At 66.0% G+C, this 25,340-nt stretch carries 21 protein-coding genes; 14 read left to right on the top strand and 7 right to left on the bottom strand.

The window, feature by feature from the left end; translation table 11 throughout:
- The 10 genes from uvrA (at position 1) to E3T22_RS10115 (ending at position 11,532) form a co-directional block, all read left to right on the top strand.
- On the top strand, positions 1 to 2,868 hold the full coding sequence (gene uvrA, locus E3T22_RS10160; protein WP_241983659.1) for an excinuclease ABC subunit UvrA: 2,868 nt from the start codon (positions 1 to 3) through the stop codon (positions 2,866 to 2,868).
- Between the two features lie 12 nt (positions 2,869 to 2,880).
- On the top strand, positions 2,881 to 4,839 hold the full coding sequence (gene uvrC / locus E3T22_RS10155; RefSeq protein ID WP_103459818.1) for an excinuclease ABC subunit UvrC: 1,959 nt from the start codon (positions 2,881 to 2,883) through the stop codon (positions 4,837 to 4,839).
- A 60-nt stretch (positions 4,840 to 4,899) separates the two neighbouring features.
- On the top strand, positions 4,900 to 5,775 hold the full coding sequence (gene rapZ, locus E3T22_RS10150) for an RNase adapter RapZ (RefSeq protein ID WP_088456251.1): 876 nt from the start codon (positions 4,900 to 4,902) through the stop codon (positions 5,773 to 5,775).
- A 58-nt stretch (positions 5,776 to 5,833) separates the two neighbouring features.
- Complete coding sequence (gene whiA, locus E3T22_RS10145) at positions 5,834 to 6,814, top strand: DNA-binding protein WhiA (protein WP_088456250.1); 981 nt, start codon at positions 5,834 to 5,836, stop codon at positions 6,812 to 6,814.
- Positions 6,815 to 6,953: 139 nt separating this feature from the next.
- Positions 6,954 to 7,580 carry a superoxide dismutase gene (locus E3T22_RS10140; RefSeq protein ID WP_088456249.1) on the top strand — a complete coding sequence of 209 codons (627 nt, stop codon included), beginning with the start codon at positions 6,954 to 6,956 and terminating at the stop codon, positions 7,578 to 7,580.
- A gap of 78 nt (positions 7,581 to 7,658) precedes the next feature.
- Positions 7,659 to 8,663 (top strand): type I glyceraldehyde-3-phosphate dehydrogenase, encoded by a 1,005-nt coding sequence (gene gap, locus E3T22_RS10135; protein ID WP_088456248.1) that lies wholly within the window; start codon positions 7,659 to 7,661, stop codon positions 8,661 to 8,663.
- Between the two features lie 14 nt (positions 8,664 to 8,677).
- Positions 8,678 to 9,892: a phosphoglycerate kinase gene (gene pgk, locus E3T22_RS10130; protein WP_088456247.1), complete on the top strand. Its 1,215-nt coding sequence runs from the start codon at positions 8,678 to 8,680 to the stop codon at positions 9,890 to 9,892.
- Entirely contained in the window at positions 9,883 to 10,674 is a 792-nt protein-coding gene (gene tpiA / locus E3T22_RS10125; protein WP_088456246.1) for a triose-phosphate isomerase, read from the top strand. The genes pgk and tpiA overlap by 10 nt, the downstream gene beginning before the upstream one ends.
- Positions 10,675 to 10,789: 115 nt before the next feature.
- A complete protein-coding gene (gene secG, locus E3T22_RS10120; protein ID WP_066595498.1) occupies positions 10,790 to 11,041 on the top strand; it encodes a preprotein translocase subunit SecG in 252 nt (83 codons plus the stop codon).
- A 122-nt stretch (positions 11,042 to 11,163) separates the two neighbouring features.
- Complete coding sequence (locus E3T22_RS10115) at positions 11,164 to 11,532, top strand: RNA polymerase-binding protein RbpA (protein ID WP_066595496.1); 369 nt, start codon at positions 11,164 to 11,166, stop codon at positions 11,530 to 11,532.
- A 63-nt stretch (positions 11,533 to 11,595) separates the two neighbouring features.
- Here the strand turns inward: E3T22_RS10115 and pgl are convergent, their stop codons facing one another.
- From pgl to tkt, 6 genes are read right to left on the bottom strand one after another with little or no spacing between them, the layout of a single operon-like run.
- Positions 11,596 to 12,366 carry a 6-phosphogluconolactonase gene (gene pgl, locus E3T22_RS10110; protein ID WP_134480030.1) on the bottom strand — a complete coding sequence of 257 codons (771 nt, stop codon included), beginning with the start codon at positions 12,364 to 12,366 and terminating at the stop codon, positions 11,596 to 11,598.
- The gene (locus tag E3T22_RS10105; protein WP_088456244.1) at positions 12,363 to 13,322 is read right to left on the bottom strand and encodes a glucose-6-phosphate dehydrogenase assembly protein OpcA; all 960 of its coding nucleotides are present in this window, start codon (positions 13,320 to 13,322) and stop codon (positions 12,363 to 12,365) included. The genes pgl and E3T22_RS10105 overlap by 4 nt, the downstream gene beginning before the upstream one ends.
- Positions 13,319 to 14,860: a glucose-6-phosphate dehydrogenase gene (zwf, locus tag E3T22_RS10100; protein ID WP_088456243.1), complete on the bottom strand. Its 1,542-nt coding sequence runs from the start codon at positions 14,858 to 14,860 to the stop codon at positions 13,319 to 13,321. The genes E3T22_RS10105 and zwf overlap by 4 nt, the downstream gene beginning before the upstream one ends.
- 44 nt (positions 14,861 to 14,904) lie before the next feature.
- Positions 14,905 to 16,512, bottom strand: coding sequence for a glucose-6-phosphate isomerase (locus E3T22_RS10095; RefSeq protein WP_134480028.1), 1,608 nt, complete (start codon positions 16,510 to 16,512; stop codon positions 14,905 to 14,907).
- Positions 16,509 to 17,621 (bottom strand): transaldolase, encoded by a 1,113-nt coding sequence (tal, locus tag E3T22_RS10090; protein WP_088456241.1) that lies wholly within the window; start codon positions 17,619 to 17,621, stop codon positions 16,509 to 16,511. The genes E3T22_RS10095 and tal overlap by 4 nt, the downstream gene beginning before the upstream one ends.
- A 43-nt stretch (positions 17,622 to 17,664) precedes the next feature.
- The gene (gene tkt, locus E3T22_RS10085; protein ID WP_088456240.1) at positions 17,665 to 19,758 is read right to left on the bottom strand and encodes a transketolase; all 2,094 of its coding nucleotides are present in this window, start codon (positions 19,756 to 19,758) and stop codon (positions 17,665 to 17,667) included.
- A gap of 294 nt (positions 19,759 to 20,052) precedes the next feature.
- On the opposite strand from tkt, the gene E3T22_RS10080 reads away from it, so the two are divergent.
- Positions 20,053 to 20,976, top strand: a complete 924-nt coding sequence (locus tag E3T22_RS10080) for a heme o synthase (RefSeq protein WP_088456239.1) — start codon at positions 20,053 to 20,055, stop codon at positions 20,974 to 20,976.
- Positions 20,977 to 21,125: 149 nt separating this feature from the next.
- Here the strand turns inward: E3T22_RS10080 and E3T22_RS10075 are convergent, their stop codons facing one another.
- Positions 21,126 to 22,067, bottom strand: coding sequence for a heme A synthase (locus tag E3T22_RS10075; protein WP_088456238.1), 942 nt, complete (start codon positions 22,065 to 22,067; stop codon positions 21,126 to 21,128).
- 285 nt (positions 22,068 to 22,352) lie between these two features.
- On the opposite strand from E3T22_RS10075, the gene sufB reads away from it, so the two are divergent.
- The 3 genes from sufB to E3T22_RS10060 are packed head-to-tail and all read left to right on the top strand — an operon-like array spanning position 22,353 to position 25,327.
- Positions 22,353 to 23,771 carry a Fe-S cluster assembly protein SufB gene (sufB, locus tag E3T22_RS10070; protein ID WP_088456237.1) on the top strand — a complete coding sequence of 473 codons (1,419 nt, stop codon included), beginning with the start codon at positions 22,353 to 22,355 and terminating at the stop codon, positions 23,769 to 23,771.
- Positions 23,772 to 24,998 (top strand): Fe-S cluster assembly protein SufD, encoded by a 1,227-nt coding sequence (gene sufD, locus E3T22_RS10065; protein ID WP_134480027.1) that lies wholly within the window; start codon positions 23,772 to 23,774, stop codon positions 24,996 to 24,998. It abuts the gene before it with no gap.
- 2 nt (positions 24,999 to 25,000) lie between these two features.
- Positions 25,001 to 25,327: a non-heme iron oxygenase ferredoxin subunit gene (locus tag E3T22_RS10060; RefSeq protein ID WP_088456235.1), complete on the top strand. Its 327-nt coding sequence runs from the start codon at positions 25,001 to 25,003 to the stop codon at positions 25,325 to 25,327.
- The last annotated feature ends 13 nt before the right edge of the window (positions 25,328 to 25,340 follow it).

The following is a 25,340-nucleotide window of genomic DNA, read 5'->3' as shown; positions in this document are numbered from 1 at the left end:
GTGTCAATTTCCAAGGTAGAGCAGGGCTCTCAACTCAGCGTCCGTGGTGCACGCGTGCACAACTTGCACAACGTCAACCTCGACATCCCCCGCGATTCGCTCGTGGTGTTCACAGGTCTCTCCGGGTCGGGCAAATCATCGCTCGCCTTCGATACGATTTTCGCGGAGGGCCAACGGCGGTACGTCGAATCCCTGTCGGCCTATGCGCGCCAGTTCCTCGGGCAGGTCGACAGGCCCGACGTCGACTTCATCGAGGGGCTCAGCCCCGCCGTGTCCATCGACCAGAAATCCACCAACCGCAACCCGCGGTCCACCGTGGGCACCATCACCGAGATCTACGACTACATGCGCCTGCTCTGGGCACGTATCGGGGTGCCGCACTGTGCCGTCTGCGGGGAGATCATCCAGTCGCAGACCGTGCAGCAGATCGCCGACCAGCTCATGGAAATGGAAACCGGCGTGCGGTACCAGATCCTGAGCCCGATCGTGTCGCAGAAAAAGGGCGAGTTCGTCGACCTGTTCAAGGAGCTCGCCGCCGGCGGGTACTCCCGCGCAATGGTCGACGGCGTTCAGATCCAGTTGAACGAACCACCCACGCTGAAGAAGCAGCTCAAGCACGACATCTCCGTGGTCGTCGACCGTCTCGTGGCCGGGCCCGACCTGCTCAGCCGGCTCACCGACTCCCTGGAGACGGCGCTCAAGCTCACCGACGGCCTCGTGCAGGTCAACTTCGTCGACCTCACCGGCGACGAGGCCTGGCAGAGCTATTCAGAAAAGCTCTCCTGCCCGAACAACCACCCCGTGCAACTCACCGAGATCGAACCGCGCACCTTCTCGTTCAACGCACCGTTCGGTGCCTGCCCCGAATGCTCCGGCCTGGGAACCCGTATGTCCGTCGACGAGGACCTACTTCTCGGCGACCCGGACCTGAGCATCGCTGAGGGTGTCGTCCTGCCCTGGACCACCCAGGGCAAGGGACTCTTCCAGTACTACGAGAAGCTCCTGGACGGGCTTGCCCGCGACCTCAAGTTCTCGCTCGACACTCCGTGGAAGAAGCTCCCGGCCGAGGTGCGCACCGCTGTCATGCGCGGCGACAACTTCGAGGTCAAGGTCAAGTGGAAGAACCGTTACGGCCGGGAGATGAGCTACACCTCCGGTTTCGAAGGTGTTGTGCCCTACATCGAGCGCCAGTTCCTGCAGGCCGAAACCGACACCCAGCGCCAGCGCTGGGGGGAATACCTGCGCGAGGTGGACTGCCCGGTTTGCGACGGCACCCGGCTCAAGCCTGAGGTACTCGCCGTTCTCGTGCACGAGATGAGCATCGCCGATATCTGCCGGCTCAGCCTCGCCGATGCCCGGGACTTCATGGACAAGCTCGAACTCACCGAACGCGAGAAGACCATTGCCGCCCAGGTTCTGCGCGAGATCAAGGTGCGACTGGACTTCCTGCTTCGGGTGGGCCTGAACTACCTCAGCCTGGCCCGCGCGGCCGCGACCCTGTCCGGCGGCGAGGCCCAACGCATCCGGCTGGCCACCCAGATCGGTTCGGGACTGACCGGGGTGCTCTACGTCCTCGACGAGCCCAGCATCGGGCTGCACCAGCGCGACAACCGGCGCCTCATCGAGACGCTGGTCGCGCTCCGCGACCTGGGCAACACCCTCATCGTCGTGGAACACGACGAGGACACCATCAAGACCGCTGACTGGGTGGTCGACATCGGACCGGGCGCCGGCGTCAACGGCGGACACGTCGTGCACTCGGGGTCGTACGCTGACCTGCTCACCAACACGAAGTCCCTCACCGCGGACTACCTCTCCGGCCGGAAGTCGATCGCCACCCCGACGACACGTCGGCCGCTGGACCCCGACCGTGAGATCACCGTGGTGGGTGCCGAGGCGAACAACCTGCGGAAAGTCACGGTCAAGTTCCCGCTGGGGGTCTTCACCGCCGTCACCGGCGTCAGCGGGTCCGGCAAATCATCCCTCGTCAACGACGTGCTGTACAGGGTCCTCGCCAACCGGCTCAACGGCGCCCGGAAGCTGCCCGGCCGGCACACGAAGGTCACCGGCCTCGACCAGCTCGACAAGGTGATCCACGTGGACCAGGCCCCCATCGGACGCACCCCGCGCTCGAACCCGGCCACCTACACCGGCGTGTTCGACAAAATCCGCAACCTGTTCGCCGAGACCATGGAGGCCAAGGCCCGCGGCTACCTGCCCGGCAGGTTCAGCTTCAACGTCAAGGGCGGCCGCTGTGAGGCATGCTCCGGCGACGGCACCATCAAGATCGAGATGAACTTCCTGCCCGACGTGTACGTGGCCTGTGAGGTCTGCGGGGGAGCGCGGTACAACCGCGACACCCTCACCGTGCACTACAAGGGCAAGAACATCGCCGAGGTCCTCGACATGCCGATCAGCGAGGCCGCCGAGTTCTTCGAACCGATCTCGGCGATCCACCGGTTCCTCAAAACCCTCGTCGAGGTGGGGCTCGGGTATGTGCGCCTGGGGCAGAGCGCCACGACCCTCTCCGGAGGTGAGGCGCAGCGGGTCAAGCTGGCCACCGAACTGCAGCGCCGTTCCAACGGGCGCAGCGTGTACGTTCTCGACGAGCCGACCACCGGCCTGCACTTCGAGGACGTGCGGAAGCTCCTGCTGGTGCTGAACAGCCTCGTCGACAAGGGCAACACCGTCATCGTCATCGAGCACAACCTCGACGTGATCAAGTCGGCCGACTGGGTCATCGACCTGGGTCCGGAGGGCGGTTCCGGCGGGGGCAAGGTGCTCGCCACCGGAACGCCTGAGCACGTCGCGACAGTGAAGAAGAGCCACACCGGAACATTCCTGAAGGAGGTCCTCGCCACACGGTAGGCGCAGGAGAACATGTCTGACGCTCTGAGCTATCGCCCCAAGCCCGGGGAGATCCCCACCCAACCCGGTGTCTACCGGTTTCGCGACGCCTCCCGGCGGGTGCTGTACGTCGGCAAGGCCAAGAACCTGCGTGCCCGGCTGAGTAACTACTTCGCGCCGCTGAGCAGCCTGCACGAACGCACCCGGCGGATGGTGACGACGGCGACCAGCGTCGAATGGACGACCGTGGGCACAGAGATCGAGGCGCTGCAGCTCGAGTGGACCTGGATCAACGAATTCGACCCGCCGTTCAACGTGCAGTTCAAGGACGACAAGTCGTACCCGTACCTCGCGGTGACCCTGGCGGACGAGGCACCGCGGGCGCTCGTGACCCGCACGTCCGGCATCAAGGGCGCCCGCTACTTCGGGCCGTACCCCAAGGTGTGGGCCGTGCACGAGACCATCGACCTGATGCTCAAGGCCTTCCCGATCCGCACCTGCAACAACGCCAACTACAAGCGTGCCATGCAGTCGGGCAAGCCCTGCTTCGCCGGCCAGATCGGTCGCTGCTTCGGGCCCTGCTCCGGCAAGGTGGGCATCGAGGAACATCGCAAGATCGTCAACGAATTCGTCAGTTTCATGGGCAGCCAGGATCGCAAGCTCATCAACAGCCTCACGGCCCAGATGAAGGACGCCGCTCTGGCGCAGGACTACGAAACCGCCGCCAGGCGGCGCGACCAGGTGAAGGCGCTCAACGCCGTGCTGGAGAAGAGCGCCGTCGTGCTGCGCGACAACGTCGACATCGACCTGTTCGCGATCGAACAGGACGAGCTCGCCGCGGCCGTTCAGCTGTTCATCGTCCGCGGCGGGCGCATCCGCGGTGTGCGCGGCTGGGTCGTCGACAAGGAACTCGACCTGAGCATCAGTGAACTGATCGACTCGATCATGCAGACCGCGTACACCGGCGACGCCGTGCCGCCCCGGGAAATCGTGCTGCCGGAGCTGCCGGACGACGCCGACGCCCTCGAAGGCTGGCTCGGCGAGATCGCGCACCGCAAGGTGCGGCTCGTCGCGGCCCAGCGCGGCGAGAAGGCCGCCCTGCTGGTCACGGCCACCCAGAACGCCAAGCAGGCGCTGATGCTCTACAAGACCCGGCGCAGCTCCGACTTCGTCGCCAGATCGAAGGCCCTCGAGGACCTCCAGGAGGCACTGGGCATGGAATCCGCCCCGCTCCGGATGGAGTGCTACGACGTGTCGCATCTCGGCGGGACCAACATCGTGGCCTCCATGGTGGTCTTCGAGGACGGGCTGCCGCGGAAGGACGAGTACCGCCGGTTCGGTGTCCCGGAGTCCACCGACGACACCGATTCCCTGTATCGGGTCCTCACCCGGCGGCTGGCCTACCTGGTTCCCGACGACGCCACCCCGGAGGCTCTACCGAAGGGCGGCGTCATCGCGGTGCCGGCCAACCCGCTTGACGGCATGATCGTCGCGGAGGCCTCCGGCGCGGACGAGCCCGCCGCGGACGAGGCGGACCCAACAGCGAAACGAGCGAAATTCCGCTACCAACCGAACCTGCTCATCGTCGACGGCGGGCAACCGCAGGTCGCGGCAGCGGCACGCGCCCTGCGGGAGTCCGGAGTCCAGGGCATCACCCTGTGCGGCATCGCGAAACGGCTGGAGGAAATCTGGCTGCCGGATTCCGAGTACCCGGTGATCCTGCCGCGCAACAGCGACGCCTTGTTCCTCATCCAACGCATCCGCGACGAAGCGCACCGCTTCGCCATCACTCATCAGCGCGCCAGACGCAAGCGGGACATCAACACCATCCTCGGCGAAATTCCCGGCTTGGGCCCCGCCCGCATCAAAGTGCTGTTGGTGCACTTCGGGTCGGTCGCCCGCCTCAGAGAGGCGTCGGTCGACTCGATCGCCGAGATCCGGGGGATCGGACCTGCCCTCGCCGAGGGCATTCACCGGCACCTGCGCGCCTAGAGACGCCCCCCGGTCGGTAGGCTGGACATTCACTAACTTCGACCGAAGGCGTAATCCAGCATGAGCACGGACACCGAAAAGCAGGAAATGCTGATCGTTACCGGCATGTCCGGCGCCGGTCGATCGACCGTCGCCAACGCGCTGGAGGACCTCGGCTGGTACGTGGTCGACAACCTGCCGCCGCAAATGCTGCGCCCACTGGTCGAGCTCGTCGGACGGGCGGGCACCAGCCTGCCCAAGATCGCGGCCGTCGTCGACATCCGTGGCCGGGACTTCTTCGGCGATTTCCAGGAACTCGTCCAGGCGCTCCGCAGCGGCACCCAGGTCCGGGTGATCTTCCTCGAAGCGCGTGACGATGTGCTCGTCCGCCGATTCGAAGCGGTTCGGCGCCCCCACCCTCTACAGGGTGAGGGGACGATCCTGGACGGCATCTCCGCCGAGCGCACCCGGCTGGCCGTCGTGCGGGAATCCTGCGACATCGTCATCGACACGTCGGATCTCAACATCCACCAGCTCGCCACCACGATCACCGAGCGCTTCGCTGCGGAGAACGCGGCCGGGCTGCACCTCACCGTGATGAGTTTCGGGTTCAAGTACGGGTTACCCACCGATGTCGACATGGTCGCCGACGCCCGGTTCCTGCCGAATCCGTTTTGGATCCCCGAACTTCGCTCGCACACCGGCCTCGACCCCGAGGTCAGCGAATACGTGCTCGGCCAGGACGGTGCGCGTGAGTTCATCACCAGCTACGCGGCCGCCGTCCGACCGGTGCTCGCCGGCTACCAGCGCGAGAACAAGCGTCACGCCACCATCGCCATCGGCTGCACCGGAGGCAAGCACCGCTCGGTGGCCATGGCGAGGGAACTCGCCGGCCTGCTCCAAGAATTTCCCGGCGTCGCGGTAAGCCTCAAGCACCGCGACCTCGGACGAGAATAACGACACGGTCTGCCGTCCAACGTGACGGCCGGCCCGAACAACAGAATGGAAATGACGATTGGCACTCACCATCGACGTCAAAGATGAACTATCCCGCGTCGAGGTTTCGAAGACCACGGTTCGCGCGGCCGAACTGGCGACGATCCTGCGTTTCTCCGGCGGTCTGCACATGATCTCCGGTCGAATCGCCATCGAGTCGGAACTCGATACCCCGCTGTTGGCCCGCCGGGTGCGGAAGGACCTCGCCGAACTGTACGGCGTGCGCAGCGACGTGTCTGTGATCACGGCGTCCGGGCTCCGCCGCACCAACCACTACCTCGTGCGGGTGCTCGACGGCGGCGAAACACTGGCCAGGCAGACGGGACTGCTCGACGCCCGCCGCCGCCCCATCCGTGGACTGCCCAACCGTCTGACGACGGGTTCGAAGGAAGAGATCGCCGCGGTCTGGCGTGGTGCGTTCCTCGCGGCCGGCTCGCTGACCGACCCCGGTCGCTCCGCCGCCCTCGAAGTCGTCTGCCCGGGCAACGAGGCCGCCATGGCCATCGTGGGTGCCGCCGGGCGCCTCGGCATCGTCGCGAAGGCCCGCGAGGTACGCGGCGTCCACCGCGTCGTCATCCGTGACGGTGACGCCATCGGCGCGATGCTCGTGCAGATGGGCGCCGCGGAAACCGTGCTCAACTGGGAAGCGCTGCGCCAACGCCGCGAGGTGCGTGCCACGGCCAACCGCCTGGTGAACTTCGACGACGCCAACCTGCGCCGCTCCGCCCAGGCCGCGGTCGCGGCGTGCGCCCGGGTCGACAGGGCGATGGAGATCCTCGGCGACGACATCCCGGAACACCTGCGATATGCGGGGGAGCTGCGCCTGTCCTTCCGGGACTCCAGCCTCGACGAACTCGGCCACCACGCCGACCCGCCCATGACCAAGGACGCGGTGGCCGGCCGGATCCGGCGCCTCCTGGCGATGGCAGACAAGAAGGCCGTCGACCTGGGCATCCCCGGCACCGACGCCAACCTGCCGGCCGATCTCGACGACGTCTGATCACCCCTCTGCTGACGGCCTGCACACCGGTAAGAGGGGACTAACGTCCCCTATTCACCTGAGTAGACTAAAAAGGTCACTTACAGTGCAGATGACGAGAGAAATCGCGTCGCTGCCACACAATGAGGAGATACGAGCTATGGCCGAATACACCCTGCCTGAACTGGCTTACGACTACTCTGCGCTCGCGCCGAGTATCAGCGGCACCATTATGGAACTCCACCACAGCAAGCACCACCAGGCCTACGTGACCGGCGCCAACACCGCCCTCGCCCAGCTGGCGGAGGCTCGCGACTCAGGCAGTCTCGTGTACGTCAACAAGCTCGAGAAGGACCTCGCGTTCAACCTCGGCGGCCACGTCAACCACTCGATCTTCTGGACCAACATGTCCCCGAACGGTGGCGACAAGCCGGTCGGTGAACTCGCCAGCGCAATCGATGACTTCTTCGGTTCCTTTGATAAGTTCCAGGCGCACTTCGCGGCCACCGCGATGGGCGTGCAGGGTTCCGGCTGGTCAGTGCTGGCCTGGGACTCCGTCGGTCAGCGCCTGATCATCCAGCAGTTCTTCGACCAGCAGGCCAACTTCGCGGCCGGCACGGTACCGATCCTCATGCTCGATGTCTGGGAGCACGCCTACTACCTCGACTACCAGAACGTGCGCGCCGACTACGTCAAGGCGTTCTGGAACATCGTCGACTGGGAGAACGTCCAGGCGCGATTCGTCGCCGCTCGCGAGAAGACCAGCGGACTCCTGCTGCTCTCCTAGAGTCTCCCCACTCACACCTTCAGTTCTTTTCCTTCCCACCACCCGGCGCCACACGCGTCATCAATAACAGGAGCTATTTTGTCTGTAAAGATTGGCATTAACGGATTTGGCCGCATTGGCCGCAACTACCTGCGCGCCGCACTGGCCCAGGGCAGCGACATCGAAATTGTCGCCGTCAACGACCTCACCGACACCAAGACCCTGGCGCACCTCCTCAAATACGACTCCATCACGGGCCGTCTGGACGCCACCGTCTCCGTCGAGGGCGACTCCATCCTCGTCAACGGCAAGCCGATCAAGGTTCTCGCCGAGCGCGACCCGGCCAACCTCCCCTGGGGCGCCCTGGGCGTCGACATCGTGATCGAGTCGACCGGTCGCTTCACCAAGGCCGACGATGCGCGCAAGCACATCACCGCCGGTGCCAAGAAGGTCATCGTCTCCGCTCCCGCCACCGGCGACGTTGCGACGATCGTCATGGGCGTCAACGAGGAGACCTACGACTCCGCGAAGTTCGACATCATCTCCAACGCGTCCTGCACCACGAACTGCCTCGCACCGCTGGCCAAGGTCTTCAACGACAACTTCGGCATCAAGAGTGGCCTGATGACCACCATCCACGCGTACACCGCAGACCAGAACCTGCAGGATGGCCCGCACAGCGACCTGCGTCGCGCCCGCGCCGCCGCCGTCAACATCATCCCGACCTCGACCGGCGCCGCCAAGGCCCTGGGCATCGTCCTCCCGGAGCTCGCCGGCAAGCTTGACGGCTTCGCCCTGCGCGTACCCGTGCCCACCGGTTCCATCACCGACCTGACCGTCATCGCCGAGAAGCCGGTCACCGTCGAAGCCATCAAGGCCGCGTACAAGGCAGCAGCAGAGGGCCCCCTCAAGGGCATCCTGATGTACACCGAGGACGAGATCGTCTCCAGCGACATCGTGACCGACCCGCACTCCTCGATCTTCGACGCCGGCCTGCTGCGCGTCCTGGGCGACCAGGTCAAGCTGTCCTCCTGGTACGACAACGAGTGGGGCTACTCCAACCGCATGGTTGACCTCACCGAGTTCGTCGCCGAGCGCATCTAACTAAGGGACACGCAGTGACGCTTCGCACTATCGAATCGCTGGGATCGCTCCACGGCAAGCGCGTCATCGTTCGGTGTGATCTGAACGTTCCGTTGAAGGACGGTCAGATCACCGACGATGGCCGCGTGCGGGCGTCCCTGCCCACCCTCAAGGCTCTGGTCGAGCAGGGTGCCCGTCTGGTGATCGTTTCTCACCTCGGGCGCCCTGACGGCCAGGTCAACCCCAAGTACAGCCTGGCGCCCGTTGCGGCGCGTCTGGCCGAACTGATCGGTTCCCCGGTGGCGTTCGCCACCGACACCGTCGGAGAATCTGCCCAGGCCGCGGTCGCGGCTCTGACAGACGGTGACATCGTCGTACTGGAGAACCTGCGCTTCAACGCGGGCGAAACCAGCAAGGTCGAAACCGAGCGGGTGGCCTTCGCCACCGAGCTCTCGGCGCTCGGCGATGCCCTGGTCTCCGACGGCTTCGGCGTCGTCCACCGCAAGCAGGCCAGCGTCTTCGACCTGGCCCAGATCCTGCCGAGCGCGGCCGGCCTGCTCATCGCAGCAGAGCTCGACGTACTCGACCGCCTCACCGAGAAGCCCGAGGCGCCGTACACGGTGATCCTCGGCGGCTCGAAGGTGTCGGACAAGCTCGGGGTCATCGGCCACCTGCTGCCGCGGGTGAACTCGCTCCTGATCGGCGGCGGCATGCTGTTCACCTTCCTCGCGGCCCAAGGCCACAAGGTCGGCGCCAGCCTGCTCGAGGTCGACCAGATCGAGACCGTTCGCGGATACCTCGCCGAGGCCGACCGTCTCGGTGTGAAGATCGTCCTGCCGACCGACGTCGTCGTCGCCTCCAAGTTCGGGGCAGACGCCGAGTACGTCACCACGCCGGCCGATCAGATCGAGGACACCCCGTTCGGCGCTGCCGGACTGGGCCTGGACATCGGACCCGACACCGCGGCCGCATTCGCTGCAATCATCCGGGTGTCGAAGACCGTGTTCTGGAACGGCCCGATGGGCGTTTTCGAACTGGCACCCTTCGCGGACGGCACCCGCACGGTTGCCGCCGCACTCACCGAGGTCAATGGGCTCAGCGTTGTCGGCGGAGGAGACTCCGCCGCTGCCGTGCGCATCCTCGGTTTCAACGATGACCAGTTCGGTCATATTTCTACCGGCGGTGGCGCCAGCCTCGAGTTCCTCGAGGGTAAGCGACTGCCAGGACTGGAGGTCCTCGGATGGCAGTAAACACGCGTGTTCCCCTGATTGCAGGAAACTGGAAGATGAACCTGGACCACCTCCAGGCCATCGCCTTCGTGCAGAAGCTGGCGTGGAGCCTCAAGGACGCCGGACACGACTTCACCTCCACCGAGGTCGCCGTGTTCCCGCCGTTCACCGACCTGCGCAGCGTGCAGACGCTGGTCGCAGCGGACAAGCTGCCCCTGGCCTACGGCGGACAGGACGTCTCCACTCAGGAGTCCGGTGCGTACACCGGCGAGATCTCGGCGGCCTTCCTGGCCGCGCTTGAATGCCAGTACGTGCTGATCGGCCACTCTGAGCGACGCACCCTGCACAACGAGACCGACGAGGTCGTCGCCGCCAAGGTGACCGCCGCGTTGAAGCACAACCTGGTTCCCATCATCTGCGTCGGCGAAACCGCCGCAGACCTGGAACTGCACGGTCCCAGCGCCGTTCCGGTCGCACAGCTCAAGGCTGCGCTTGCCGGAGTCGACAACGCCGCAGACATCGTCGTGGCGTACGAACCGGTCTGGGCCATCGGCTCCGGCCAGGCGGCAACGCCCGACCAGGCAGAACAGGTTGCGGCCGCGCTGCGGCTGACTCTGGCCGAGGTGCTCGGCCAGGACGTCGCCGACAAGACCCGGATCCTCTACGGGGGTTCCGTCAAGGGCGTCAACATCGCCGGCTTCATGAAGGAACCGAACGTTGACGGAGCACTGGTGGGAGGCGCGAGCCTGGACATCACCGAGTTCTCCAGCATCGTTCGCTTCCAGAAGCACGTCGGACTGTAAAGTGGGCCCGTCGTACCCCCTCCGGGGGGTGCGGCGGGTTTTGTTTGCCGTCAGGCTATAATTGCCAGTGGTCTTGGTGGAGCTCTAGCGCCCATCGTTTTGTGAAAGGTTTCGCGTGGAGATTCTCCAGGTTGTATTGCAGGTTTTGCTCGGCATCACGAGCCTCCTGCTCACCATGCTCATTTTGCTCCACAAGGGGCGCGGTGGGGGTCTATCCGACATGTTCGGCGGTGGGGTCACCTCGAACCTCGGGGCCTCCGGCGTTGCGGAACGTAACCTCAACCGCATCACCATCATCCTGGCCGTACTGTGGATTTCCTGCATCGTCGTGCTGGGCTTGATCACCAAATTCGATACCGGCGCCTAACGACGTCGTAGCGTCGCGGGACCCCACCCGCGACGCCAACCGTATCCGGTCACCCACGGCGGGACCGGAACGCAGCAGTACAACCCGAACACGCCGAACAGTTTTTATAGCGGAGGAACACAATGGCATCTGGTGGAAGCGCAATTCGCGGCTCGCGAGTCGGAGCCGGCCCCATGGGCGAGCAGGACCGTGGTTTTCACGCTGATCGCATCCGCGTCTCCTACTGGGACGCACTCGGCAACGAGACCGTTCGGTACTTCGCCGCCAACCTGCCTGACGAAGAGATCCCCGACACCATCGATTGCCCGTCGTCGGGACTCCCCGCCGGTCGCGACAAAGAGAACCCGCCGTCGGTGGTCAAGCTGGAACCGTACAAGACGCACCTGGCCTACGTGAAGGAACGCCGCACCGAAGAGGAAGCGGAATCCCTCCTGGAGGAGGCTCTCCAGCAGCTTCGGGTGCGTCGCGGGAAGCTCAGCGCCACCAACTAGCTGACACAAGAAAAAGCGCATCGGTTCCGAGGAACCGATGCGCTTTTTCAGTGTCTGACGGGCTCAGTGCGGCTGAGCGATCAGGTTCTCCGGAACCTCCGCGGCGGCCTCGCCGTCGACGAAGAAATCGGTGTAGTGGCGACCGCGGATGCCGGCGACGGGCACCTCGTCACGACTCGCGCCGGCCAGCGCCAGGCCGAGCGCCGACGCCTTGTCGGTGCCGGACACAACGAGCCAGATGCGCTCGGACGAGTTGATCACCCATCGGGTGAGGCTGAGCCGCTCCGAAGGGGGCTTGGGGGAGTTCAGCACCGCGATGACCGTGCGGTCGTTCTCCCGGATACCCTGCATGTGCGGGAAAAGCGACGCGATGTGGCCGTCAGGCCCGACCCCGAGGAAAGTGACGTCGAACTGGGGCACCAAAGAATCCGGTGCCGCCTGGGTCTTGAGCTCGGCCGCGTAACGATCGGCGGCGGCATCCAGGTCCAGGCCCTCATCCGACGCCGGGAACGAGTGCACGTTCGCTGCGGGGATGTCGATATGGTCCAGCAATGCCGCACGCGCCTGTACCTCGTTGCGGTCGGCGTGCGTGCGCGGAACCCAGCGCTCGTCGCCCCACCAGAAGTCGATCTTGGCCCAGTCCACGCTGTCGCGGTCGGGGGAGGCGTTGATGGCTTCGAGCACACCGGTTCCGACGGTTCCGCCGGTCAGGACCACGTGGGCGTGTCCCTGCTCGTGCAGGATGTCGGCCATCTTGGTGATGAATCGGGCGGCGACCGAGTCGATCAGGGCCGACTTGTCGGCGTGTACGAGCACGCGCCTGTCGTGTGTCATGAGTGGTCTCCGGTCGATGTGGTGGGACCCGCCAGTTGGGGCAGGCCGCGGGTGATGACCTCGCCGTACAGTTCGTCGGGGTCGAGGCGGCGCAGCTCGTCGCTCAGGCAGTCGCGCAGGCTGCGGCGCTTGAGGGTCAGGTCCTGCACGGGCTGGCCGGACTGCGTGAGGGTGGCGATGCCGGGGACCTCGCGCTCGAGCGAGATCACCCCGGACGCCCGGGTGAGGTGCACGCCGTGGATGCCGTTCGCGTGCTGGCCCGACGTGAGTTCGTAGTCGACCGGCACCTGCAGCTGCAGCTGCAACCAGGCCGCGAGAAGGGTGGTGGAGGGGGAGTCCAGCGCACCGCTGACGGACACGGCGGTGATGGACTCGTACGGCGGCTGGTCCAACACCGCGGCGAGCTGAGCACGCCACAGGGTCAACCGCGTCCAGGCGAAGTCGGTGTCACCCGGCCGGTAGGTGGAACAGATGCGCGTGAGAGCGGCCTGCGGGTCGGGCTGAGCGGACGCGTCGGTGATTCGCCGGTAGGCGATGCGTCCCAACGGCGACTCGGCGGGCACCGCAGGGGCCTCGCCGGGCCACCACGCCACGACGGGGGCGTCGGGCAGCAGGAGTCCGGTGACGAGGCTCTCCGGGTCGCTGGCGGCGTCACCGTAGGCGCGCAGCACGATGACCTCGCTCGCGCCGGCGTCTCCGCCGACCCGGATCTCGGCGTCCACCCTGGGTTCGTGCGCTGCGGTGCCCTCTGCCTGGGTGGAGAGCACGATGACCCGCATCGGGTGCTCACGTGACGCATCGTTCGCGGCCTCGATGGCATCTTCCTCGTGGCCGAGCTCGGCCGCGATGATGAGGGTGAGCACCCGGCCGAGGGCGACAGCGCCGCCCTCTTCCCTGATGCGCACCAGTGCCTTGGAGATCTTGGCCGTGGTGGTGTCCGGCAGATCGACGATCATGGGCGTCTCCAGTTCCGGCCGTCTCGTGACAGCAGTTCGTCGGCTGATGCGGGCCCCCAGGTTCCGGGTCGGTATTGTTCCGGCTGGCCCTGGGTGGTCCAGAATTCTTCGATCGGGTCGAGAATCTTCCAGGACAACTCGACTTCCTCGTGGCGGGGGAAGAGCGGCGGGTCGCCCAGCAACACGTCCAGGATCAGACGTTCGTAAGCCTCGGGGCTGGCTTCGGTGAACGCGTGACCGTAGCCGAAGTCCATGGTCACGTCGCGCACCTGCATGCCGACACCGGGAACCTTAGAGCCGAACCGGATCGTGACGCCCTCATCGGGCTGGACCCTGATGACCAGGGCGTTCTCGCCCAGTGCGGCCGTCTGGCTCTTCTCGAAGAGGTACTGCGGTGCCCGCTTGAAGACAACGGCGATCTCGGTGACCCGGCGGCCGAGGCGCTTGCCGGCGCGGAGATAGAACGGCACACCCGACCAACGCCGGGTGTCGATCTCGAGGCGCAGAGCGGCGTAGGTTTCGGTCAGCGACTCGGGGTTCATGCCGTCTTCCTCGAGGAACCCGAGGATCTTCTCGCCACCCTGCCAGCCGCCGGCGTACTGGCCACGGGCGGTCCCCGTTGCCAGGTCTTCCGGCAGGCGCACGGAGGCGAGGACTTTTTCTTTCTCGGTGCGCAGGTCGGCGGCGTCGAAGGAGATGGGCTCCTCCATCGCGGTGAGGGCCAACAGCTGCAGGAGGTGGTTCTGGATGACGTCGCGGGCGGCGCCGATTCCGTCGTAGTAGCCGGCACGTCCGCCGACGCCGATGTCTTCGGCCATGGTGATCTGCACGTGGTCGACGTAGTTGGCGTTCCAGATCGGTTCGTACAACTGGTTCGCGAAGCGCAGCGCCAGAATGTTCTGCACCGTCTCCTTGCCCAGGTAGTGGTCGATGCGGAACACCGAATCGGCCGGGAAGACCGACTCGACGACGTCGTTGAGCTCGCGAGCCGTTTTGAGGTCGCTACCGAACGGCTTCTCGATGACGACACGTCGCCATTGACCGTTCTTCTGCTCCGCCAAGCCGGACCTGCGCAGCTGCTCGGTCACCTGGGGGAACGCCTTCGGGGGGATCGACAGGTAGAACGCATGGTTGCCCATGGTTCCCCGCTCGCGGTCGAGCTCCTCAATGGTTTCCTTGAGGAGCTCGAACGCGGCGTCGTCGTCGAAGGTGCCCGGCACGAAGCGGATGCCCTCGGCCAACTGGGCCCAGACATCCTCGTGGAACTCGGTGCGTGCGTACTCCTTGACAGAGTCGTGCACCACCTGCATGAAGTCCTGGTTGTCCCAATCCCGGCGGGCGAACCCGACGAGGGCGAACCCCGGCGGCAAAAGCCCCCGGTTGGCCAGGTCATAGACGGCGGGCATGAGTTTCTTCCGCGACAGGTCTCCGGTAACGCCGAAGATGACGAGGCTGGAGGGCCCCGCGATCCGGTTCAGGCGATAGTCGGAGGGCGAACGCAACGGATTGAACTCCGGGGTGATTTCCACCGGGGACATGCAGCTCCTTCGAGGATTTATGCGGTACGGCGCGAAGACGTGACTTAGCGGAGCGCGTTGAACAGCGTGCTGATGTTCGCGGCCGGGTCGGTCAACGTCAGGGTGAGCACGGGGCGGCCCTTGTCGGCGAGGACGCTGGCGTCGCCACCGGCCTGAGCCTGGATGAGCTCACCGAACGTGAACGGACGGTCAGGGATGTCGAGGTCCTCAGCGGGGGTGCTGAGGATCTGCAGGAACACACCGGTGGGGGTGCCACCCTTGTGGAACTGACCGGTGGAGTGCAGGAACCGGGGTCCCCAGCCGAACGTGACCGGGCGCTTGGACAACGTCGCGAGCAGACCACGCAGCTCGGCGAGCTGGGGGAGCGCCAGACGGTCCACGTAGGCCTGCACGGCGACGTACCCGTCGGGGCCGAGTTCCTCGAGCAGCGCGTCGATGGCGCTGGCCAAGTCGCTCGCGGCACCGATCACGTGGGGCGTGCCGCGAACCTCGATGCCGTCGGAGATGAACGCCGCGGGTTCGGGCTCCGGACGCGAGTCCAGAAGGCCCCGGGTCGCAATCTTGGCGGATTCGACGTCCGGCTGGTCGAACGGGTTGATCCCGAGCAACCGGCCGGCGATGACCGTCGCGTATTCCCAGACCAGGAACTGCGCGCCGAGGGTTCCGCTGACGCGGATCTCGTCTGCACCGTCGTGGTCGACGAAGACCTCGTCACCGGCATCCGCCACAACGCGCACGATCTGCACGTCGGGCAGCGCCGCGGTGAGCTCCGGTGCGTCAAGATCGAGCACGACGGGCAGGATGCCGGTACCGATCTTGCCGGTCGACTCGGCGATGAGCTGTTCGGCCCAGTCGGCGAAACCCACGATGTGGGTGCCGTCGGCAACGATGGCCAGCTTGTCCCGGCGGGGACTGGTCGAGGCGATGGCCGCACCGAGGATCAGCCCGGGGTTGTCCACGGAGTCGACCGCCAGCGCCAACGAGACCGCTTCGGCCTCGTCGAGCAGCTGTCCGATGTCGACGCCGGCCAGACCGGACGGCACCAGGCCGAACGCGGTCAGCGCCGAGAAACGACCGCCGACCGTCGGGTCGGCGTTGAAAACGCGGTAGCCGGCCTCGGTCGCGGACGCCTCGAGAGGCGAGCCGGGATCGGTGACCACGATGATGCGGTCAACGGGGTCGATACCGAGGTCCCGGAATGCGCCTTCGAAGACACGGCGCTGGCTGTCGGTCTCGACGGTCCCGCCCGACTTGGATGACACCACGAGGGCGGTCGACTCCAGTCGGTCGTTGAGGGCCGCGAGCACCTGGCCGGGGTCGGTGGCGTCGAGCACGGTCAGGTCCACGCCGGTGGTGAGCGTGATGACCTCTGGTGCGAGCGACGAACCGCCCATGCCGGCCAGCGCGATGTGGCTGACACCCTTGGCGTGCAGTTCCTCGCGCAGAGCGAGGATCTCGGCGACGAGGGGACGCGAGGTCACGACGGACTCGGTCCAACCGAGCCGCTTGCCGGCTTCTTCTTCGGCCTCCGGGCCCCACAGGGCGGGGTCCAGCGACGTGATGCCGGAGGCGACGAGGTCGGCCACGAGGGTCGGCACCACGGTGCGCACGGCCTCAGCGGCCGCGCCGCTCACCGAGATGTGGAAGCTCACTTGGCGGCCTCGAGTGCTGCAGTGACGGTGTCCAGCAGTTCGTTCCAGGAGATGATGAACTTCGAGACGCCTTCCTCTTCGAGGACGCGGGTCACGTCGTCGTAGGAGACACCCTGCGCGGCGATGGCGTCCAGGACGGCGTTGGCTGCCTCGTAGGCGCCGGTGACGGCGCCTTCGACGATGACACCGTGGTCGAAGGTGGCCTCGAGGGTCTTCTCCGGCATGGTGTTGACGACCTCGGGGGCGACCAGTTCGGTCACGTAGAGGGTGTCGGGCAGGTCGGCCGACTTGACGCCGGTGGATGCCCAGAGCGGACGCTGCTTGTTGGCGCCGGCCGCGAGGAGCCCGGAGGCACGCTCGGTCGTGAAGGACTGCTCGAAGACCTGGTAGGCCAGCTGGGCGTTGGCGACGCCGGCCTTGCTCTGCAGGGCGAGGGCCTCATCGGTGCCGACGGCCGCGAGGCGCTTGTCGATCTCGGTGTCGACACGCGACACGAAGAAGGACGCCACGGAGTGGATCGTCGACAGGTCGATGCCGGCAGCCTTGGCCTTCTCCAGGCCGCTGAGGTACGCGTTGATGACAGCGCGGTACCGCTCGAGGCTGAAGATCAGGGTGACGTTGACGCTGATGCCCAGGGCAATGGTCTCGGTGATCGCCTCGAGGCCCTCGACGGTCGCGGGGATCTTGATCATCGCGTTCGGACGATTGACCTTGTTCCAGAGCTGCTGAGCCTGGGCGAGGGTCTTCTCGGCGTCGTGGGCGAAGCCGGGCTCGACCTCGATCGAGACGCGGCCGTCGAAGCCCTTGGTGGCGTCGTAGATCGGTCGGAAGATGTCGCAGGCTGCGGCGACGTCATCCGTGGTGATCTCGAACACGGCGTCGGTGACGGTGGTGCCGGCGGCGGCCAGCGTGGCCACCTGGGACGCGTACGCCTCGCCCTTGCTCAGCGCGCCGGCGAAGATCGTCGGGTTGGTGGTGACGCCGACGACGTTCTTTTCGGCGATGAGCGTCTTCAGTCCGCCGGACTGGATGCGCTGGCGGGACAGGTCGTCCAGCCAGATGCTGACGCCGGCGGCCGAGAGTGCGGCGGTGGGGGTGGTTTCAGTCATGAAAATCAAATCTCCTTGAATGCTGCGCTAATGGGTGTCGCGCTCAGAGCGCGGCGAGGGATTCTTTGGCGGCGGCGACGACGGCTTCGGTGGTGATGCCGAATTCGCGGAACAGGGTCTTGTAGTCGGCCGAGGCACCGAAGTGCTCGATCGAGACGCTGCGGCCGCGGTCACCGACGTACTTGTGCCAGGTCAACGCGATTCCGGCCTCAACCGAAACCCGGGCGGTGATCGCCTTGGGCAGAACGGATTCGCGGTATTCGGCGGACTGCTCCTCGAACCATTCCAGGCTCGGTACCGACACGACCCGTGCGTTGATGCCGTCAGCCTTCAGCGCTTCGCGGGCAGCGACGGCGAGCTGTACCTCGGAACCGGTGGCGATCAGGATGACATCGGGGGTGCCGTTCGGTGCTTCGGCGAGCACGTAAGCGCCCTTGGCGACGTTCTTGGCCGAGGCGAAGGTGTCGCCGGTTGCGTCACCGTCTCCGCGCTCGAACACCGGGATGTTCTGGCGGGTCAGGACGATGCCGGCCGGGCCGTTGCGACGCTCGAGGATCGTCTTCCAGGCCCAGGACACCTCGTTGGCGTCGCCGGGGCGCACCACGTCGAGTCCGGGGATGGCGCGAAGTGATGCGAGCTGTTCGATCGGCTGGTGGGTGGGGCCGTCCTCGCCGAGGGCGACGGAGTCGTGGGTCCAGACGAAGATCGACGGCGCCTTCATGAGTGCGGCCAGACGCACGGCGGGGCGCATGTAGTCGCTGAAGATCAGGAACGTGCCACCGAACGGGCGGGTGTTTCCGTGCAGCACGATGCCGTTGAGGATCGCGGCCATCGCGTGCTCACGGATGCCGAAGTGCAGGACGCGGCCGTACGGGTTGCCCGTCCACTCACCCGTGGAGTGCTCGCTCGGAATGAACGAGGCGGAGTTGCTGATGGTGGTGTTGTTCGACTCGGCGAGGTCGGCCGAGCCGCCCCACAGCTCGGGGATGACCGGGCCGAGTGCGTTGAGCACCTTGCCGGACGACGCGCGGGTGGAGACCTCGGTGCCGGCCTCGAAGACGGGCAGGGCCGCCTCGACACCGTCGGGCAGGTCGCCGGAGAGGATGCGGTCGAGCAGGATCTTGCGCTCCGGGTTCGCTGCGGCCCACGCGTCGAAGCGCACGGTCCACTCGGCGTGCTGCTCTGCACCACGGTCGAGGGCCTTGCGGGTGTGTGCGATGACCTCGTCGGACACCTCGAAGGTCTTCTCGGGGTCGAAGCCGAGGATTTCCTTCACGCCGGCGAGTTCCTCGGCGCCGAGGGCGGAGCCGTGGATCTTGCCGGTGTTCTGCTTCTTCGGGCTCGGCCAGCCGATGATGGTCTTGAGGATGATCAGCGACGGCTTGTCGGTGACGGCCTTGGCCGCCTCGATGGCGTCGTTGAGAGCGGCGACGTCTTCGACGTATTCGCCGGTCTTCTTCCAGTCCACCGTCTGCACGTGCCAGTGGTAGGCGTCGTAGCGGGCCGCGACATCCTCGGTGAAGGCGATGTTGGTGTCGTCTTCGATCGAGATCTGGTTGGAGTCGTAGATCGCGATGAGGTTGCCGAGCTGCTGGTGACCGGCGAGCGAGGACGCTTCGGCGGTGATGCCCTCCTGCAGGTCGCCGTCGCCGGCGATGACATAGACGAACTGGTCGAACGGGCTGGTGCCGGCCGCGGCCTCGGGGTCGAACAGGCCGCGTTCAAAACGCGAGGCGTAGGCGAAGCCCACAGCGGAGGCGAGCCCCTGGCCGAGCGGACCCGTGGTGATCTCGACGCCGTCGGTGTGGCCGTACTCGGGGTGGCCGGGGGTCTTGGAGCCCCAGGTGCGCAGGGCCTTGAGGTCGTCGAGCTCGAGGCCATAGCCGCCGAGGTACAACTGCACGTACTGGGTGAGTGAGCTGTGGCCGACCGAGAGGACGAACCGGTCGCGGCCGATCCACTCGTTGTCAGCGGGATCGCGACGCATGACCTTCTGGAACAGCAGGTACGCGGCCGGGGCGAGGCTCATGGCGGTACCCGGGTGGCCGTTCCCGACCTTTTCCACGGCGTCGGCCGCGAGGATGCGGGCGGTGTCAACTGCCCTGTTGTCGATGGAATCCCACTGCAATGCTGCCACGTGAACTGACCCTTCTGAATCCGTCAAGGCGGCACGCTCATTTTCCCGCGCCGCTGGAGAGTAATTGCCCGCCGACGTCGTTATCGGCATCGAGGTGCGCAAGAGAGTGCCCGTTTCAGGTGGCTCACGGATGCATGCACCTTAGATTGGCGAGCCATTCAAGTATACGGACCCCGGCTTGGTGACGTTGTTTCGCGAGCATTGCGGCGATGTCGCACTGAAGACCCGGGCGTGAGAGACGGCAGGATGATCTAGAATTGCGGCAATATGCGAAGCGCACGAGAAGCACCCGAGATGGCCGAGAACCCCCGCGAACACGGGGTGACGGATCGTAACGAACGGATCCGGAACACCATCCGTGCGTACATTTCGTTGACCAAGCCTCGCGTCGTCGAATTATTACTCGTCGTGACGGCCCCGACGATGATCCTGGCAACCGGGGGCATCCCGGACCTGTGGCTGGTGCTCGCCACCCTCATCGGCGGTGCGCTCAGCGCGGGCTCGGCCGGTGCGTTCAACTGTTACCTCGACCGTGACATCGACCGCCTGATGAACCGCACCAAGGGCCGTCCGCTGGTCACCGGCGAACTCACCGACCGGCAGGCCCTGGTGTTCGCCTGGGTGCTCGGCGGCATCTCGATCGCCTGGCTGGCCCTGTTCACCAACTGGGTCGCCGCGGCACTGTCGCTGGGCGCCATCCTGCTGTACGTGGTCTTCTACACGATGATCCTCAAGCGCCGCACCGCGCAGAACATCGTCTGGGGCGGTGTCGCCGGCTGCATGCCCGTGCTGATCGGCTGGGCCGCCGTGACCGGCGACCTGTCCTGGCCGCCGTTCATCCTGTTCATGATCATCTTCCTCTGGACACCGCCGCACTACTGGCCGCTGTCAATGAAGTACCGCGACGACTACCAGGCCGCCGGAGTGCCCATGCTGTCAGTGGTGCGCGGACGCGCGCAGGTTGGCCTGCAGGTCATCCTGTACGCCTGGGCCACCGTGGCGTGTTCGCTGCTGCTGGTGCCCATCGCCGGAATGGGACTGCTCTACACCCTGGTAGCGGTCGGTTCGGGTGCCTGGTTCATCTACGAGACCCACCGCCTTTACAACCTCGCCATCCGCCACGAGCACGTGTCGCCGATGCGGGTGTTCCACGGTTCGATCGCGTACCTCACCCTGGTCTTCGTCGCCGTGGGCGTCGACCCGCTGCTGCCCTTCTAAGCGGGCCCAGCTCCGAGCCGGGCCACGCGCTCTCTTGGGGCACGCCGGCCGCGAAAGCGGGGATGTGGCTGCTTCGAGCACGCCGAGGTGACCGTGTCACCGCTCTCGAGAGGGTCCTGGAGCGCAGGCGAGCGCGTGAGCGGCGCTGGTCAGCGAGCGAGGGACTCCGCGGGAGCCTTCGGCGCCGGGGGAGCGTCCGACACCACGGGCTGCTTGAGGTTCAGCACCACGGCGGTCATCGCCGACGCGAGCACGCAGGCCAGCACCATGTGGATGCCGACGAGGATGGCGGGCAGGCCGAGGTTCGCCTGGATCAGGCCGACGGCGGTCTGGGCGATCTCGACCGCCAGGAGCAGCACGACCCAGCGGCGCACCGGAAGGCGGCGGGTGACGGCCCAGACGACGAGGACGACGGTCAGGGCAACGGTGACGTAAGCGGGCCAGCTGTGCACGTGCTGCAGCAGCTCCGAGTCCAGGCCGTTGCGGGGCGCGTCGGCGTCGCCCGCGTGCGGCCCGGAGCCGGTGGTGAGGATGCCGACGGCAATGGTGACCGCCACGGCGAAGCTGGTGAGGTGCGTCACGATCAGGAATCCGAGCGGGATCACCCGCTCGCGCGGCCCCGGTGTGGTGTACAGCCTGTAGACGAATGCCGTGCAGAGGCCGACCAGGCCGACGGAGATCACGAAGTGCAACCCGACCACGTACGGGTTCAGCTGGGTGAGCACGCTGATTCCGCCGATGACGGCCTGGGCCGGGATGCCCAGACCGGCCAGCAGGGTGAGCCGGAACAGATCCGGGCGGCTGCGTCGCATCCTCAGCACGGCAACGAACGCGGCGATCGCCACGAGGCCGAGCAGAACACCCAGCAGTCGGTTGCCGAACTCGATCACACCGTGAATGCCCATCTCGGGCGTGTTCACGATCGAGTCGGCGGTGCACTTGGGCCAGGTGGGGCAGCCGAGGCCGGAGCTGGTGAGGCGGACGAGCCCACCGGTACCGACCAGGAAGATCTGCGCGGCGAGGTACACCCAGCCGAGCACCCTCAGGCGACGGTCCACTTGGGTGGGCAACCACTCGATAATCCGGTTCACGGGTTCTGCTCCCTGCTGGTGCGCGCGTATGTGAATACGCCGGGTCGCACTACTAATACGATCACTAGCCTGTAGAATTAGGTGTTTCACGGGCTCCGTGTGCGCGACGTTCACTCGTCCAACGCCGCACGACCGGCCCTGTTCATCTTAGGTACGCAACATAGCCATCCACACAACTCACGCGCGGACCGCCGTGCACGTCCGACCAAACGGTCGGCCGATGCGCTCGGTACGGGAATGACCGGACTGATATCCGGGTTGATGTGGGTAGGAGAAGAGGTAAAGATGTCTGACGTATTGCTGAACCGACCCGAGCTTGACGGGCTGGGGGTCTACGAATTCGGCTGGTCCGATTCCGACGCTGCCGGCGCCTCCGCCCGCCGCGGTATCTCGCCCGAGGTTGTCACCGACATCTCGAACCTCAAGCAGGAACCGGCCTGGATGCTGGAACGCCGGCTGAAGGCCCTGGCCCTCTTCGAGCGCAAGCCCATGCCGACCTGGGGAGCAGACCTCTCCGAGATCGACTTCGACAACATCAAGTACTTCGTGCGGTCGACCGAGAAGCAGGCCCAGACGTGGGAAGACCTGCCCGACGACATCAAGAACACCTACGAGAAGCTCGGCATCCCCGAAGCCGAACGCATGCGCCTGGTCTCCGGCGTCGCCGCCCAGTACGAGTCCGAAGTGGTCTACCACCAGATCAACGAGGAACTCGAAGCCCAGGGCGTCATCTTCATGGACACCGACACCGCGCTCAAGGAACACCCGGAGTTCTTCGAGGAGTACTTCGGCAGTGTCATCCCGTCCGGTGACAACAAGTTCGCCGCGCTGAACACCTCCGTGTGGTCCGGCGGCTCCTTCGTCTACGTGCCGCCCGGCGTGCACGTTGAGATCCCGCTGCAGGCCTACTTCCGGATCAACACCGAGAACATGGGCCAGTTCGAGCGCACGCTGATCATTGCCGACGAGGGCAGCTACGTGCACTACATCGAAGGCTGCACCGCCCCGATCTACAAGTCGGACTCGCTGCACTCCGCCGTGGTGGAGATCATCGTCAAGAAGAACGCCCGCGTTCGCTACACGACGATCCAGAACTGGTCGAACAACGTCTACAACCTGGTCACCAAGCGCGCCACAGCCGCCGAGGGCGCCACCATGGAGTGGATCGACGGCAACATCGGCTCCAAGGTCACCATGAAGTACCCGTCGATCTACCTGATGGGGGAGCACGCCAAGGGCGAGACCCTGTCCGTCGCCTTCGCCGGACCCGGCCAGCACCAGGACGCCGGCGCCAAGATGATCCACATGGCCCCGTACACCCAGTCCTCGATCGTCTCCAAGTCGATCGCCCGCGGCGGCGGCCGCGCCGGATACCGCGGAGAGGTGCGCGTGGATGCCACGGCGCACCACTCCGCCAACACCGTGCGGTGCGATGCCCTGCTGGTCGACACCCAGTCCCGCTCGGACACCTACCCGGCCATCGATATCCGGGTCGACGACGTTCAGCTCGGCCACGAGGCCACGGTCTCGCGAGTCAGCGAAGAACAGCTTTTCTACCTGATGAGCCGCGGCATGCCCGAAGACGAAGCCATGGCCATGATCGTGCGCGGTTTCATCGAACCAATCGCCAGGGAGCTCCCGATGGAGTACGCCCTCGAACTCAACAAGCTCATTGAAATGGGCATGGAAGGATCCGTCGGCTAAATGTCCGCCGCCTCGACTTCAACAGCCCCCACGTCCTCACCTACCTCGTCAGAGGCTCTGCCCACCGCGGAACAGCACGGCATCAAGGAGCACTCGGACGGCCGCTTCGGCTTCGTCCCCGTGCAGACCAGATCCGCCAGGTTCAAGAGCTTCGACGTCGCCGACTTCCCCGCCGTCACCGGCAGGGAAGCGGTCTGGAAACTTTCTCCGGTCGCCAAGTTCACCGACCTGACCGGCGGGGTTCTGGACGGCTCGGCCTATGACATCGACACGGCTTCGCACGCCGACGTCGACGTCTCCTGGGTCGACCGCACGGATTCCCGCATCGGCACCGCCGGCGCGCCGGAAGAACGCGCCGCCGCCAACGCCTGGAGCACCTTCGAGAAGGCCCTGGCCATCACCGTCAGCGGCGAGGAAGCCAAGGAGATCACGCTCACCCGGGCGAACCTCGGCTCCGCGCCCCGTGCCGCGCACACCATCATCGAGGCCCGGCCGTTCAGCCAGGCCGTCGTGATCCTGCAGAACACCGGCGACGCCCGCATTTCCGAGAACGTCGAGATCATCGTGGGCGAATCCGCGAACCTCACGGTCGTCACCGTGCAGGAGTGGAACGCCGACGCCGTACAGCTGGCCAACCACTTCGCCACCATCGGCCGCGACGCCCGCCTCAAGCACGTCGTCGTCTCCCTCGGCGGCGGCATCGTGCGGGTCAACCCGTCGGTCCACCTCGCCGGTCAGGGCAGCGACACCGAGCTGTTCGGACTCTACTTCGCCGACGCAGGCCAGCACCTCGAGCAGCAGGTGTACGTCAACCACGACGCACCGAACAGCCGCAGCCGGGTCACCTACAAGGGCGCCCTGCAGGGCGCCGGCGCCCGAACCGTGTGGATCGGCGACGTGCTGATCGGCCGCACCGCGCCGGGCACCGACAGCTACGAGCAGAACCGCAACCTGGTCCTCACCGAAGGCACCAGGGCGGACTCCATCCCCAACCTGGAGATCGAGACCGGCGACATCCTCGGTGCCGGTCACGCCAGCGCGACGGGTCGCTTCGACGACGAGCAGCTCTTCTACCTGCAGTCCCGGGGCATCGGCGAAATCGAGGCACGACGCCTCGTCGTCCGCGGCTTCCTCAGCGAAATCGTGCAGCACATCGGATCGAAGCCGCTCGAGGAGCGCCTGCAGGGCGCCATCGAAGACGAGCTCCGCGGAACAGAAGGCAACTGAACATGGCGTCCACCAAGATTTGTGCACTCGACGAACTCGAACCCAACGAGGCCATCAAGGTTGAGATCGGCGGCGTGAACATCGCCGTCGTCCGTGACTCCCACGGCGCCGTCTTCGCCATCGGCGACACCTGCACCCACGGCGACATCTCGCTGTCGGAGGGTTTCGTCGAGGGCGACACCCTGGAATGCTGGGCGCACGGCTCGAAGTTCTCCCTGCAGACCGGGCGTCCCCTGACCCTGCCGGCCTACGAGCCCGTTCCCGTCTACAAGGTCGACCTGATCGACGGCGACGTCTTCATCGATCCTCTGGTCACCATCGCCGTTTGATGCGCCCCGCCGA

The sequence above is a fragment of the Cryobacterium sp. TMB3-10 genome (assembly GCF_004402305.1).
In the GTDB taxonomy this organism is placed as follows: Bacteria; Actinomycetota; Actinomycetes; order Actinomycetales; family Microbacteriaceae; genus Cryobacterium; species Cryobacterium zongtaii.
The sequence above is the reverse complement of the archived record's forward strand: the minus strand, read 5'-3'. Positions and strand labels throughout refer to the sequence as shown.